This is a genomic window from Campylobacter sp. JMF_01 NE2 (genome assembly GCF_027737365.1).
Lineage (GTDB): Bacteria > Campylobacterota > Campylobacteria > Campylobacterales > Campylobacteraceae > Campylobacter_B.
On record NZ_JAOVTR010000007.1, the window covers coordinates 14,680 to 29,075 of the forward strand.

The window sequence follows — 14,396 nt, forward strand, 5'->3', positions numbered from 1 at the left end:
GCAAAATTTAAGTAGAATTTTGCATTAAATTTTACTGGATTGCTTCGCTTCGCTCGCAATGACAGCAAATTTAGCGCAAGGAATTTTAAATTCGTAGATTGCCACGAATTTTGCTAACGCAAAATTCTCGCAATGACAATGGTGAGTGTTTCAGGGCAGTATTTTGCAATGACACACCCGGCGTAAATTTTGTCCGCTATTGTCATTGCGAGGAAAGGCGCAGCCTTGACGAAGCAATCAACGACTTTAAAATTTTTACCGCTAAATTTGCAAAATTTTAAATTTCACTTCTCTACGCCAAGGCCGACGCTGATGAAGCTATCTTGCTTCGCGCTGACATTTGCAGGCTTTTTAATCACGATTTGTGAGTCTGAAACGCCCAAATTCGCAAGCGCACTTTGCACGGATTTAGCGCGCGCGACGGCTAAATCCTCCAAGCGCGAGGTTGTGAATTTTTGCGCCTGTATGAGTTTTTCAAACCCCTCTTCGCCACCCTCTTTTATGCGGTGTTTCGCCCTTAGGCTCGCAATCGCAGCGTCAGATGAGAGATTTTCTTTTAGCATTACCCTGTCTATATTTTCGTTTAGTGTGACGAGCTTAAACGCCCTAGTATCTAGCTTCTCGTTATATGCTGGGGTTAGGGTGATTTTGATTTCTGGCTTTGATTTTGCAATCGTGGCAAGATTCTCGATTTTTTCGTTTTCGCTGATCAAAATCTCGCTACTAGCTGGCTCAAAATCAATTCCGTCGAGGCTAGAAGTATCAATTCCAGCGATTTTGCCCAAAAACCTAAACGGACTTAGCACGATATCGCTAAATAGCTTCGTCACAGCCCCCACGATAACGCCACCAAAGCTAAATTTCGGATCGTTTAGATTCCCGCTGATTGGCAGGCTGACATTGATTTGGCCGTCGCTGTCTTTGAGAATCGAAATCGCTAAATCCAGTGGCAAATTCAGCGCGTCTTTGCTCTGCACCTTTTCGCCAAGCACGAGATTATCGAGGTTTATGTCGTTTGTGGCGTTTAGTTTGGAGGCGTTGATTTTATAATTTAGCTTTAAATTACTCTTGCCACTTTTTATCTCATAGCCCACGAATTTCGCGCTGTATGGGGTGATATCAGCAAGCGCGACATCTTTTAAAACCACGCTAATATCGCTTTTTTGCTCTGGCGCGAAAGGATAGGCTTTAAGAGCGATTTGCCCTAAGCCGCTTTTGCCAACAAGGCCGTTAAATTTGAGGTTTGCTTGGGATTTGTCGCTGATTTTATCTATTGTAGTTTTGATTTTGGAGACCGTGATATTTAGTGGCATAAACAGCGTATCATCGATGAAATTAAACGAGCCGTTTTGCACGCTGAGATTTGCAATATTCACGCCAAAAGCGCCTTTTTGCCCTCTGGCTTGGGCTTTTGGCGCGGGCGATTTGGACGCAGATTTTGGCGAAGTTTTGGCTAGTTTGGCTAGGTTTATCTCGCCGTTTTTGGCGATATGGATTTTCGCGTAAGGGGCGTTTATGGCGATATTTTTGATATCAATCTTGCTCTCATTTAGGCTTAGCGCGCCCACTTTTGCGCTATTTATACTAAAAATTTTCGCCCCTTTTGCGTCGTTTAGGGCCAAATTTTTGCCTGAAATTTCAGTATTTAGCGCGAATTTATCGCTAAATTTGAAATTTCCTTTTAAATTTGCGCTACCACTTGCGATTTTTGCGTTTAAAAACTGCTCCAAATACGGGTTTGCTTTGCGCAAATCAGGGTGGGCGACATCAAAATCAATGTCTAAGTTCAGCGGATTTATGGTGATTTTCGAGGTCGCATTGGCACTTATTTCGTCGCTTGCCACGCTTGCTTTGGCGCTAAAAGGGGCGCTAAAATTGCTAGATAGATTTTGCACGCTAGCGTCAATTTTAGCGAGGTTGTGGGTCATCTTTGGGGCTACGAAGCTCTCTGTGATTTTCGCGTGGCCGCCATTTAGCGCGATTTGCGCGATAGCAAAGCTAAATTTTGGCTCATTTTTGGCTGGTGAAATACTGCGCGCGGAGCCGTTATTTTCGCTATTTTGCGTGAAATTTCCCTCTGGGGCGAGCGTGTGTATCCAAGCTAATAAATTTTGCCTAAATTTTGCATTTTCCGCCTTGCTGGGTGCGTAAGAAATCACGCTTAAATCGTTTATGCTTTTTGCGCCCTCTTCGCTAATCTCTGAGTTAAAAAACGGCGCGTCAATGCCGATTTTATCGATATTTAGAGCAAGTTTATCTAGGGCAAAGCTTAGCTTTTGCACGCTTAAATTTTTAATTCCGCTAAATTTTTCGTTTTTATTGGCTAGGCTAAGCTCGCCAAATTTGGCCAAATTTAGGGCCAAATTTGAGCCTTTTTCGCCCATTTGGAAGCTAAAATCATTTGCGCTTAAATTTGCCAAATTTATTTTGTCAAATTTCGCCAAGGCTAAATTTAGTGGCAAAATTTCGATTTTTGCGACTTTTGCCTCTGTTTTGGAGGCGTTGTTTTCGCCCTTAAAATTTGCGCTGATTTGCGAAATTTTGCCACCCTTTGCGCTTAAATTTATTAAGCTATCATTAAATTTGCACTCATTTAAATTTATCTTGTCTAAATTCGCATTTAAGCCCAAATTTTCGCCCTCTAAGCCAAAATTTAAACCAAAATCAAAAGCCCTGAATTCGCCCAAACTCGCGTTATTTTCTGCGCTTAGAAAATCACTATTTTTAAGCGTGATTTCACCAGTGCCCAAAGCGGCGGCTAAATTTTCCCCAAATTTGGCGTCAAAATCAATATTTGCAAGCGAAATTTGCTCTGATTTGATTAAATTTTGACTAGCAAGCAGGGCAAGGTCATTTAGTGTGATTTTGCTTTTTTTCAAATTTAGCGCGATTTCCTCGTCCAAAATCACCTCATATAGGGCGTTTGCGCTGATTTTCCCACCAAGGAGATCAAGCTCTTTTATATCCAAAAACGATAGCCAAAACGGATTGATTTTGAGATTTTCTACGCTTAAATTTCCCTCGATTTTAAGCGGATTTAGGCTGATTGAGCCTGAGTGAAAGATATTATCGAAAGTCTGCGAAGAGGCGTTAAAATCGTGGTTTCCGATAGAATTACTAGCCAAATTTAGGCCGGCGATTTCGTAGTTTAAGCTACCAAGCTCGATTTTAAAGGGGCGTTCTAGGCTCAAATCTTCGTAAAAAACCCCGCCATTTTCGATTTTGAAATTATCCAGCTTGACATTTATGCTCGAATTTTCGTCCGTTTTTTCGCTTTCGCCCCCAGCATAAAGGCTTTCGAAATTAAACGAGCCGTTATTTTCGCGCGAAATGCTGATTTTAGGGCTTTGCAGGCGCAGGGTTTGGATATCTATGGTTTTGTTAAACAGCTCGCCAAATTTTAGCTTGACATCGATTTTCTCTGCCGAAAATAGCGGTTTGAAAGTCGAAAGCGAGGGAGCAGTGATGTTTAGCTCGTAGGTAAAGGGGTTAAATTTCGCACTTTTAACGCTGAAATTTGCCTCGTTTTCTAGGATTTTTGGAACTGCTTTTTCGATGAGAAGTGGCACGCCAAAAAAGCCAAAAAGCGTGTAAAACGCGCCAATCCCACAAATGCTATAAATAAATTTTTTCTTGTGTTTTGCTAAAAATTTCACCATTTTTGCGCCTATTGATTGTTAAATTTAATAATCTAAAATTATAGCAAATTAAATTAAAAGGCTGATTTTGTTAGTTCATATCTGTTGTGCGGTGGATTGTGATTATTTTTTGCGTAGGTTAGCGCGCGAGTGCGATGAGCCCTTAGTAGGGTATTTTTACGACCCAAACATACACCCTTACAGCGAGTATTTACTGAGGTTGGAGGACGCAAAGAGCGTGTGTGAGGGGCTAGGGATCAAATTTTACGCTGGGGAATATGATTATGAGGCGTGGCTTAGTGGGGCAAAAGGCCTTGAAAACGAGCCAGAAAAAGGCAGACGCTGTGAGTTTTGCTTCGATTTTCGTATGCAAAACACCGCTTGTTTCGCGCGCAGTATTGGCGAGAAAAAAATCACCACGACGCTTTTAATGAGCCCCAAAAAATCGCACGCCCAGCTCGCCCGTTCGCTAGAAAAAATCTGCAAAGAGCAAAATTTGGAGTTTGTCGCGCCTGATTTTCGCAAAAACGGCGGCACGAACGAGCAGTTTGCCCTAGCCAAAAAAGACAGCCTCTATCACCAAAACTACTGCGGCTGCATGTTTGCGCTACGCGCACAGCGCGGAGAGGGCGAAATTTACGAGCTTATGTCGCCAGTTGGCGGGGAAATACTGCCTGCTTCGATAGAAGAAAAGTTTAAAATTTATAAAAAAGTGGCGAAATTTAGGCGCGAAGGGGTAAAATTTGAGATTATCAGAGATGAGTTTTTAAATTACCGCCTGCTTAGGGCGTGGGTGAAATTCTCTGGGCAGATAAGGCCATCATTTATCTTGCATAACTCCCATTTTAGGCGTGAATTTGTCAAATTTAGCATAAATGAGAGTTGCGAAAAATTTTACTGCGATAAGGGCGAGATTAAAATTTTAAGCCTTAAATTTTTCAACGAAATTTTAAAAACAGATTTCAAAAACACAGCCGAAATTTTAAAAAATCCGCCAAGCCTGAAAAAACAAGAGCAAATTCGCGCGAAAATTTGCGGTGCGCGCTCGCTTTCGCCAATCATCGTCGTAGATGAAATTTACCCAGCCAAAGTGGAGATTTACGCGCTATCTCGGATATTTTTAGATGTTAGGGAAATTTTAGTAAAGTTAGGGTAAAATGGCAAGAATTTTTATCAAGGATACGAAATGATTGATATAACCGAAATCTTAAACATACTCCCGCACCGCTACCCGTTGCTTTTGATCGACAAAGTTACCGATATGGATATGGGAAAAACGATAATCGCTTACAAAAACATCACCTATGGCGAGCAAATTTTTCAAGGACATTTTCCGGGCCACCCGATTTATCCGGGCGTTATGATTATCGAGGGACTTGCCCAAGCTGGGGGAATTTTGGCGTTTAAATCAATGGAAGCTGAGGGCACGGATTTAAGCGATAAGGTTGTGTATTTTATGAGTATCGACAAGGCGAAATTTCGCAAACCAGTGCGCCCAGGGGACCGCTTAGAATACCGCTTAGAGGCGATTAAACACAGAGGCAGAATTTGGCAGTTAAAGGGCGAAGCGTATATCAAAGATGACGCAGGAGGCGATGTTCTGGCAGCCGAAGCTGAACTTCAAGCAATGGTAATGGATAAATAAAATGAGCAAAATTCATCACACCGCTATCGTAGAAGATGGCGCAGTTTTGGGCGATGATGTCATAATCGAGCCTTATGCGTTCATAAGCGCTCAGGCCAAAATCGGCTCTGGCACACTCATAAAACAGGGCGCGCGCATCATCGGCGATACTACAATCGGCGAAAATTCTAAAATTTTCTCTTATGCGATTGTGGGCGATATCCCGCAAGATATCAGCTTCGAAGTAGGCGAAAAAACAGGCCTCATAATCGGCAAAAACGCCACAATCCACGAATTTTGCACCATTAGCTCTGGTTCGCACAAGGGAGATGGATTTACGCGCATTGGCGATAATATCTTTATGATGGCGTATTGCCATGTGGCGCATGATTGCATTTTAGGCGATAATATCATTTTGGCAAATTCAGCCACTTTGGCTGGGCATGTGCAAATGGGCGATTATGCCGTAATCGGCGGTCTAACCCCCGTGCATCAATTCGTCAAAATCGGCGAGAGTTGTATGATAGCAGGGGCTAGCGCGCTTGGACAAGACATAGTGCCGTTTTGTCTAGCGGAGGGAAATAGGGCCTATATCAGGGGGCTAAATTTAACAGGAATTCGCCGTAGATTTGACAGAGATACGGTCGAAATCATCAACAAAGCATATAAATTTTTGTTTAACCAAGGCGTGGGATTAAAAGAACAAGCCGAAATTTTGATAAACGAAACAGATAACGAGCATGTGAAAAAAATGTGCGATTTTATATTAAACACAAAACGCGGAATCCCGCTAGATAAGGGTAGAAATTAATGTCAGATAAATGTAGTTTTTGTGGTTCGAGCGAAAAGGACGGACTTACGATTTTTCCAAATGATAGTGGCACGGCTTCGATTTGTAGCTATTGTATAGATCAGGCTTATGCAGCACTTCATGGCGGGGAGGTCGCGAAAAAGAGCGAACGAATCGCAGGTGAGATAGATTTCGAGGCGATTAAACCAAAGGCTTTAATGGAGGTTTTGGACAGATATGTAATCGGCCAAGAAAGGGCGAAAAAGATTTTTAGTGTGGGTGTTTATAACCACTACAAACGAATTTTTCGCAAAGATGAGATAGAGGGCGACGATACTGAAATTTCAAAATCAAATATTTTGCTAATTGGCCCCACAGGAAGTGGCAAAACGCTTATGGCGCAGACTTTGGCTAGGTTTTTAGATGTGCCTATCGCAATCAGCGACGCTACAAGCCTAACAGAGGCTGGATATGTGGGCGAAGATGTCGAAAATATCCTAACTCGCCTGCTTCAAGCAGCCGATGGCGATGTCGAGAGGGCTCAAAGGGGAATTGTATTTGTCGATGAGATCGATAAAATCGCTAGAATGAGCGAAAATCGCTCGATTACGCGCGATGTCAGTGGCGAGGGCGTGCAACAAGCGCTTTTGAAAATCATCGAAGGAAGTGTGGTAAATATCCCGCCAAAAGGTGGTAGAAAACACCCTAACCAGGACTTTATTCAGATTGATACAACAAATATTTTGTTTGTTTGCGGTGGTGCGTTTGATGGCATAAACGAGATTATCGGACGCAGAATCGGTAAAAATGTGCTTGGTTTCGGACAAGAAAAGCGAAGCAAAAAAGAAAACCAAAATTTGCTTGGCATGGTAGAGGCTGATGATTTGGTGCATTATGGGCTAATCCCTGAGCTTATCGGCAGACTTCATGTCATGGCGAGTTTAAACGAAATCGACGAGGCGGCAATGGTGAGAATTTTAACCGAGCCAAAAAATGCGATTTTAAAACAATACCAAAAACTTTTCGCAATTGACGGCGCAAATTTGAAATTTGACGATGAAGCTCTAAGCGAGGTAGCAAAACTTGCTATCAAGCGCAAAACTGGTGCTAGGGGACTTAGATCGATTATTGAAGAGATTATGATTGATATAATGTTTGACCTACCAGAGCTTAGTGGATATGATGTGATTATCTCAAAAGAGGTAGTCAGTGAGGGCGCAAAGCCGATATTAGTAAAACAAAATTTAACTGCATAGGGGAATAAATGTTACTTGATTCTTTATTAGGCTTATTTTCTAGTGATATGGGAATTGATCTTGGCACGGCAAACACGCTAGTTTTGCTCAAAGATAAAGGTATAATCATAAACGAACCAAGCGTCGTGGCTGTGCAAAACGAACGCTATGGCAAACAAAAAATCATAGCTGTGGGCGCAGAAGCCAAAGAAATGCTAGGTCGCACACCAGGCGATATCGAGGCTGTGCGCCCGATGAAAGACGGCGTTATCGCAGACTTTGATATGACCGAAAAGATGATTAGATATTTCATCGAAAAAACGCACAAAAGACGCTTTTTTGTAAGCCCTAGAATTATCATCTCTGTCCCTTACGGACTTACACAGGTCGAGCGTAAGGCCGTGCGAGAAAGCGCGATGATAGCAGGTGCGCGCGAGGTCTATCTAATCGAAGAACCAATGGCGGCAGCGATTGGCGCAGGGCTTCCAGTAGCCGAGGCGAAAGGTTCGCTAGTCGTAGATATCGGTGGTGGCACGACAGAGATTGGCGTGATTTCGCTAGGGGGTATTATAAATGCAAAATCAGTGCGCGTAGCAGGCGATAAAATCGACGCTAGCATTGTAAATTATGTCAAAGAAAAATACAGCCTTCTTATCTCAGAGCGTGCAGCCGAAGAGATCAAAATTAAAATCGGCACCGCAATCCAACAACCAAAAGATCTAACCTACACGGTCAAAGGCAAGGACCAAATCAGCGGGCTTTTAAGTTCGGTTGATTTAACTAGCGAAGATGTCAGAGAGGCGATAAAAGATTCGATCCGCGAAATCGCTGACGCGCTAAAATTTGTGCTTGAAAGTATCCAGCCAGAAGTCGCAGCCGATATCGTAGAAAACGGCGTGGTTTTAACCGGCGGAGGCGCGCTAATTAGAGGGCTAGATAAATATCTAAGCGAGGCTGTGAAACTGCCTGTATTTGTCGCAGATGAGCCGCTGCTTTGCGTGGCAAACGGCACTGGCAAGGCCCTAGAAGATATCAAATCGCTAAAACAAGCAGCAAATGACTAATGTAAAGTTTCTACTCATCGCTGTGGTATTGGTGGCTACTTCGCTTATTTTTGGATCGCAAATTCATGGTAAATTTATCGGTCTTAGCGGAGGAGCTATTGATACTTACAAAGATATTACGAGCTTTATAAAAAACAAAATTTCAAAACATATCGATCAAGCAAACACTATCGAAGCCCTGCGTGCCGAAAACGAGGAACTGAAAAAATCCGCCATGCTTCTTGGCACCTTTGCGGGGGAGTTAAATAAAATTTTGCTTGATAAAAACAGCTCCGCTTACGAACCGCGTGTCGAGCTTGTTAGGACGCTAAGTTACGCTAGTTTAAATGATTACAACAAATTTTGGATAAATTTTAAAAATTTCAATCCAGATAAAGTCTATGGTCTCATCAGCGAGGGCAAAACCGCAGGAATCGTCGTAAATCGCGATAACAAACCCCTAGCCATACTCCAAAAAGATGAAAAAAGCAATTTTTCTGTCTCAATCGGCGAGAGCCAAATTCCAGGCGTTGCAAACGGCGAGGGAAATGCTTTGGTGGTGAAATTTATCCCACAATGGCTAGATCCAAAAGTCGGCGATGAGGTTTATACGAGCGGAAAGGACGAGATATTTTTCGAGGGCGTGCCTGTGGGGCGGGTCAAATCAGTTCAGAGTGGTAAATTATACAAAAGCGCTGTCATAGAGCCATACGCAAATCCAAATATGCCAACGTTTTTGTATGTCGTTACAAAGGAAAGATAATGCCAAAAAGAGAAGATGTAAAGACGATATTGCTCATCGGAAGCGGTCCTATCGTCATCGGTCAAGCGTGTGAATTTGATTATAGTGGCACACAAGCTGCTAAAACTTTGAAAAATTTGGGCTATCGCGTAGTTTTGATAAATTCAAACCCAGCTACGATTATGACAGACCCTGATTTTGCAGATGCGACCTATGTCGAGCCAATCACGAAAGAGAGTATTTTGCGAATTATCAAAAAAGAGAGCGTCGATGCGATACTGCCTACTATGGGCGGTCAGGTTGCGCTAAATGTCGCAATGGAAGTCTATGAAAGTGGCGAGCTAGGCGATGTGAAATTTCTAGGCGCTAAACCAGAAGCGATTAAAAAGGGCGAAGACCGCGTGGCTTTTAAAGAAGCTATGATTAAAATCGGCATGGATTTGCCAAAGTCAAAATACGCCTACACTATGGAAGAAGCTCACCAAGCAGCCGAAGAAATCGGCTTTCCGCTAATTATCCGCGCTAGTTATACACTTGGAGGCGCAGGAAGTGGCGTAGCGTATAATATCGATGAATTTAAAGAAATCGCGCAAAACGGCATTGATATCAGCCCAATCCATGAAATTTTGATTGAAGAGAGTTTGCTTGGCTGGAAAGAGTATGAAATGGAAGTTATCAGGGACAACAAAGATAACTGCATAATCGTCTGCTCTATCGAAAATTTAGACCCTATGGGTGTGCATACGGGCGATAGCATTACGATTGCACCGGCTCTTACTCTTACGGATAAAGAATATCAGCGCATGCGTGATGCGAGTTTTGCGATTTTGCGTGAGATTGGCGTCGATACGGGCGGAAGTAATGTGCAATTTGCCATAAATCCGCGCACAGGTCGCATGATAGTAATCGAAATGAACCCACGCGTCAGCCGTAGCTCAGCCCTAGCTAGCAAGGCCACAGGCTATCCGATAGCCAAAGTCGCTACCATGCTTGCTGTGGGATTTAGCTTAGATGAGATAAAAAATGATATTACTGGCACGCCTGCGAGTTTCGAGCCTGTAATTGATTATATCGTCACAAAAATCCCGCGTTTTGCCTTTGAGAAATTTCCGGGTGCGAACCCGCATTTAGGCACTGCGATGAAGAGTATCGGCGAGGTAATGGCGATTGGGCGCACATTTAAAGAGAGTATCCAAAAAGCACTTTGCTCAATGGAGAAAAGCTACTATGGCTTTATCGAGTTAAATTTAAGCAAAGATGATTTGATTTTTGGGCTTAGAAACGCGGGGCAGGATAGAATTTTATATGTCGCGCAAGCTTTTCGCGAGGGATTTAGCGTAGATGAGGTCTTTGAATTTAGCAAAATCGATCCGTGGTTTTTGCGCGAAATTCACGAAATTGTCGAATTTGAAGCCAAAATCGACATGGATATCCTAAATGCTCCAAATTTGCTTCGCAAAGCCAAAACTATGGGCTTTTCGGACAAAATGATTGCGCATTTGATCAACAAAGTCGATAATCTAGGCCTTACGCAAAACGATATTTTCTTTGCGCGCGCAAAACACGGCATAAATTTAGAGTATAACGAAGTCGATACCTGCGCAGGCGAATTTAAGGCTCTCACGCCGTATTTGTATTCTAGCACAAATATCACGCCAAATCTACCAACCAGAACGCCACAAAACGCCAAAAAAGTCCTAATCATCGGTGGCGGCCCAAACCGCATAGGTCAAGGCATAGAGTTTGATTATTGTTGTGTGCATGCAAGTTACGCGCTAAAAGATCTTGGCATAAAGAGCATTATGTATAACTGCAACCCAGAAACGGTTTCTACTGATTATGATACGAGCGATATTTTGTATTTTGAGCCGATTGATTTCGAGCATGTTCGCACCGTAATCGAGACAGAAAAGCCAGAGGGCGTAATCGTGCATTTTGGCGGACAAACTCCGCTTAAATTTGCCAAACGCCTAAACGCAATTGGAGCCAAGATTATCGGCACGAGCGCGCGCACGATTGATATCGCAGAAGACCGCAAGAAATTTAGCGAATTTATCACTAAAATCGGCGTAAAACAGCCTAAAAATGACACAGCCATAAGCGAAGCCGAAGCAATCGAAAAGGCCGCAATCATCGGCTATCCGGTTCTTGTGCGCCCTAGCTATGTGCTTGGCGGACGGGCTATGAGAAGAGTGCATAATGTCGATGAACTAAAAGAGTATATGAGCGAGGCTGTGAGCGTTAGCTACCACTCGCCAGTTTTACTTGATAAATTTTTGCTTGACGCAACCGAGCTTGATGTCGATGCGATAAGCGATGGAAAAGATGTCTATATCGGCGCTATAATGGAGCATATCGAAGAGGCCGGAATCCACTCAGGCGATAGTGCAAGCATACTGCCTCCAATGAGCCTAAGCGATGAGATGATTGATAAAATCAATGAAACCACAAAACAAATCGCGCTAAATTTGGGCGTCGTGGGACTTATGAATATTCAGTTTGCGATTTTTGAGGACGAGCTTTATATGATCGAGGTCAATCCGAGAGCTTCTAGAACCGTGCCGTTTGTGAGCAAGGCAACTGGAATTTCAATGGCAAAGGTCGCCACTCGCGTAATGTGGCAAGGAAATTTGCGCGAGGCGCTTAAATTTTACGATAAATTTGGCGTTTTGTGTGAGGAAAAGGGCATTTTAAAACCGCGCGTGAGTGGCAGAGTTTGCGTCAAAGAAAGCGTATTTCCGTTTAATAAACTACCAGGTTGCGATATCGCGCTAGGGCCTGAGATGAAAAGCACGGGCGAGGTTATGGGTATTAGCGAGAATTTCGCAAAAAGCTTTGCCAAAAGCCAAATTTCAGCCAGCAATGTCTTGCCAAGCAAGGGTGCTGTGTTTATGAGCCTGACTGACCGCGACAAAGAAAAAGGGGTAAGCCTAGCTAAGACTTTGGTTGAAACAGGTTTTAGCCTGATTGCCACTGGCGGGACTTGCAAGGCGCTAAAAGAGGCTGGTTTGGAGTGCGAGTTCGTCTATAAAATTTCAGAAGGTCGCCCAAATATCGAAGATAAGCTAAAAAATGGCGAAATCGCCCTTGTCATCAACACCAGCGACACCAAATCAAGCTCGTCAGATACATTTAAAATCCGCCAAGCTGTGGTGAGATTTAAACTGCCGTATTTTACAAATATCAAGGCTGCGCTCGCTGCTACTATGTCAGTGTGTGCGGTCCAAGACGGAAGCGCGCTGGAAGTGAAAAGCTTACAAGAGTATCTAAAAAACAAATAATTTAAAATTTGGCAAATTTGCGTTAAATTTAGCGTGAATTTGCCGAAATTTTATAAATTTAATTCAATTAATATGAAAACGCAAAGTATAATTTTTGGCATTTTCATAACCTTTCTTGGTGGGGTTTTGTGGGGATTTAGCGGGGTTTGCGGTCAGTATCTCTTCGAAATAAAGGGCGTGAGCGCAAACTGGCTTGTTCCGCTTCGCCTGCTTTGTGCTGGGGGAGTTTTGGTGATTTATTGCGCTTTTTTGTTGCGAGATAGGCGAGTTTTTGCGCCGATTTTGGACGCGAATTTGAGGGCGCAATTTTTGGCGTTTTCGATTTTGGGCTTAATGTTGACGCAATATTTTTACTTTTATTCTATTGAGCTTTCAAACGCCGCAGTCGCTACCGTGATCCAATACACAGCACCAGCTATGATTTTAGTGATTGTATGCGTAAATGAAAGACGATTGCCAAAAATCAGCGAATTTATCTCTTTGATTTTAGCAAGTTTGGGTGTTGTGATTTTAGCTACGCACGGAAATTTAGACTCACTTGTTATTAGTCAAAAGGCACTTATTTTTTGTTTGCTTAGCGCAGTTTGTGTTTGTGTTTATAATCTTGCACCAAAAAAACTAAATCAAAAATATCCTGTTGTGCTAAATTTAGGCTGGGGCATGGTGCTTGGCGGAGTGGTTTTAGGTTTGTTCTTGCAAGTTTGGAATTTAAAAGGTATTGGCGATTTTAGTGGGTTTTTAGCACTCATGGGCGTTGTGTTTTTTGGAACGGTTTTAGCATTTAGTTTTTATATGATTGGCGTGAAATTGATCGGCGCGCCAAAAGCAAGCCTAATCGCCGCGATTGAGCCAGTTAGCGCAGCATTTTTTGCACATTTTTGGCTTAAAACGCAGTTTGTGTTTTTGGATTTTGTTGGCTTTGTTTTGATTATTTCGTGTATATTTTTGTTAGCAAAAAAGGGTTAAATTTACCAAATTCGGTTAAAATCATTTGAATTTTAAATTTTTCAAGGAGATTTTTTTGAAAACTATCGGACTAATCGGCGGAATGAGCTGGGAAAGCACGGCTACTTACTATAAAATCATAAATGAAGAAATTAAAGCTCATCTTGGAGGTTTGCATAGTGCAAAAATTCTGCTTTATAGTGTGGATTTTAGCGAGATCGAAGAGTGTCAGGCAAAGGGAGAGTGGGAGAGAGCCGGTCGTATTTTAGCTGGTGTCGCTAAAAATTTAGAACTCGCAGGAGCCGATTTTATCGCTATTTGCACCAACACAATGCACAAGGTTGAACCACAAATCAGTGCGAATTTGCAAATTCCCATTTTGCATATCGCCACAGCCGCCGCTGATGAGCTAAAAGCCAAAAATATCGATAAAACCATACTTCTTGGCACGAAATACACGATGACGCAGGATTTTTATAAAGAAAAATTAATCGAACAAGGTATAGAAGTTTTTATCCCAAATGATGACGAGATCGAATTTATAAACTCGGTCATTTTTAATGAGCTTTGTTTAGGTAAAATTTTGTCATATTCAAAAGAGAAATTTTTAAAAATCATCGCTAGACTTGCGAATTTAGGGGCAAAAAGTGTGATTTTAGGTTGCACAGAAATCGGACTTTTGATTTCGCAAAATGATTTGGAAATTCCGGTATTTGACACGACGATAATCCACGCTAAAAAATGCGCCAAAATGGCGTTATAATGGGATTTAATCTCCCATTATAAGCTTATTTGTGATTATATATTTAATCTTTTGGCGATTTAAATTTGAAACAGGATCAAATTCTCCCTCATAAATTTCATCGAAATTTTCGTCCAAATACCTAGTGTAAATTTCGCCGATTAACTTCGTCATTTTTGCCGCCACAGACGAATTTATAAGCGCAACTGTGTTTGCGCATTTTTGGCTAGGGACAAAATTTGTATTTTTGGATTTCGTAGGATTTGTGCTGATACTTTCGTGTATATTTTTATTAGCGAAAAAGGGCTAAATTTAGCCAAATTTGACCAAATTTTGCGTATAATCACACTTTTTAA

11 protein-coding genes and 1 pseudogene are annotated in these 14,396 nt (G+C 42.3%); 10 read left to right on the forward strand and 2 right to left on the reverse strand.

Annotation, left to right across the window (positions count from 1 at the left end):
- Nucleotides 1-284: 284 nt before the first annotated feature.
- The gene (locus OFO01_RS08700) at nucleotides 285-3,659 is read right to left on the reverse strand and encodes a DUF748 domain-containing protein (protein WP_270859938.1); all 3,375 of its coding nucleotides are present in this window, start codon (nucleotides 3,657-3,659) and stop codon (nucleotides 285-287) included.
- Nucleotides 3,660-3,726: 67 nt separating this feature from the next.
- On the opposite strand from OFO01_RS08700, the gene OFO01_RS08705 reads away from it, so the two are divergent.
- From OFO01_RS08705 to OFO01_RS08745, 9 genes are all read left to right on the forward strand, one after another.
- A complete protein-coding gene (locus OFO01_RS08705; protein WP_270859937.1) occupies nucleotides 3,727-4,794 on the forward strand; it encodes an epoxyqueuosine reductase QueH in 1,068 nt (355 codons plus the stop codon).
- Nucleotides 4,795-4,824: 30 nt separating this feature from the next.
- Nucleotides 4,825-5,283: a 3-hydroxyacyl-ACP dehydratase FabZ gene (fabZ, locus tag OFO01_RS08710; protein WP_270859936.1), complete on the forward strand. Its 459-nt coding sequence runs from the start codon at nucleotides 4,825-4,827 to the stop codon at nucleotides 5,281-5,283.
- A 1-nt stretch (nucleotide 5,284) separates the two neighbouring features.
- A complete protein-coding gene (lpxA, locus tag OFO01_RS08715) occupies nucleotides 5,285-6,073 on the forward strand; it encodes an acyl-ACP--UDP-N-acetylglucosamine O-acyltransferase (RefSeq protein WP_270859935.1) in 789 nt (262 codons plus the stop codon).
- Nucleotides 6,073-7,308, forward strand: coding sequence for an ATP-dependent Clp protease ATP-binding subunit ClpX (clpX, locus tag OFO01_RS08720; protein ID WP_270859934.1), 1,236 nt, complete (start codon nucleotides 6,073-6,075; stop codon nucleotides 7,306-7,308). The genes lpxA and clpX overlap by 1 nt, the downstream gene beginning before the upstream one ends.
- A gap of 8 nt (nucleotides 7,309-7,316) precedes the next feature.
- On the forward strand, nucleotides 7,317-8,351 hold the full coding sequence (locus OFO01_RS08725) for a rod shape-determining protein (RefSeq protein ID WP_270859933.1): 1,035 nt from the start codon (nucleotides 7,317-7,319) through the stop codon (nucleotides 8,349-8,351).
- The gene (gene mreC / locus OFO01_RS08730) at nucleotides 8,344-9,093 is read left to right on the forward strand and encodes a rod shape-determining protein MreC (protein WP_270859932.1); all 750 of its coding nucleotides are present in this window, start codon (nucleotides 8,344-8,346) and stop codon (nucleotides 9,091-9,093) included. The genes OFO01_RS08725 and mreC overlap by 8 nt, the downstream gene beginning before the upstream one ends.
- Nucleotides 9,093-12,353 carry a carbamoyl-phosphate synthase large subunit gene (carB, locus tag OFO01_RS08735; RefSeq protein ID WP_270859931.1) on the forward strand — a complete coding sequence of 1,087 codons (3,261 nt, stop codon included), beginning with the start codon at nucleotides 9,093-9,095 and terminating at the stop codon, nucleotides 12,351-12,353. Before mreC ends, carB begins: the two co-directional genes overlap by 1 nt.
- Before the next feature lie 72 nt (nucleotides 12,354-12,425).
- Entirely contained in the window at nucleotides 12,426-13,319 is an 894-nt protein-coding gene (locus OFO01_RS08740) for a DMT family transporter (protein WP_270859930.1), read from the forward strand.
- A 55-nt stretch (nucleotides 13,320-13,374) separates the two neighbouring features.
- Nucleotides 13,375-14,061: an aspartate/glutamate racemase family protein gene (locus OFO01_RS08745; protein ID WP_270859929.1), complete on the forward strand. Its 687-nt coding sequence runs from the start codon at nucleotides 13,375-13,377 to the stop codon at nucleotides 14,059-14,061.
- Nucleotides 14,062-14,067: 6 nt separating this feature from the next.
- On the opposite strand, the gene OFO01_RS08750 is transcribed toward OFO01_RS08745, so the two are convergent.
- Nucleotides 14,068-14,214 (reverse strand): hypothetical protein, encoded by a 147-nt coding sequence (locus OFO01_RS08750; protein ID WP_270859928.1) that lies wholly within the window; start codon nucleotides 14,212-14,214, stop codon nucleotides 14,068-14,070.
- A gap of 16 nt (nucleotides 14,215-14,230) precedes the next feature.
- Between OFO01_RS08750 and OFO01_RS08990 the strand changes: the two are divergent.
- A pseudogene (locus OFO01_RS08990) lies at nucleotides 14,231-14,350 on the forward strand (DMT family transporter); the annotation flags it as partial.
- Nucleotides 14,351-14,396: the final 46 nt, after the last annotated feature.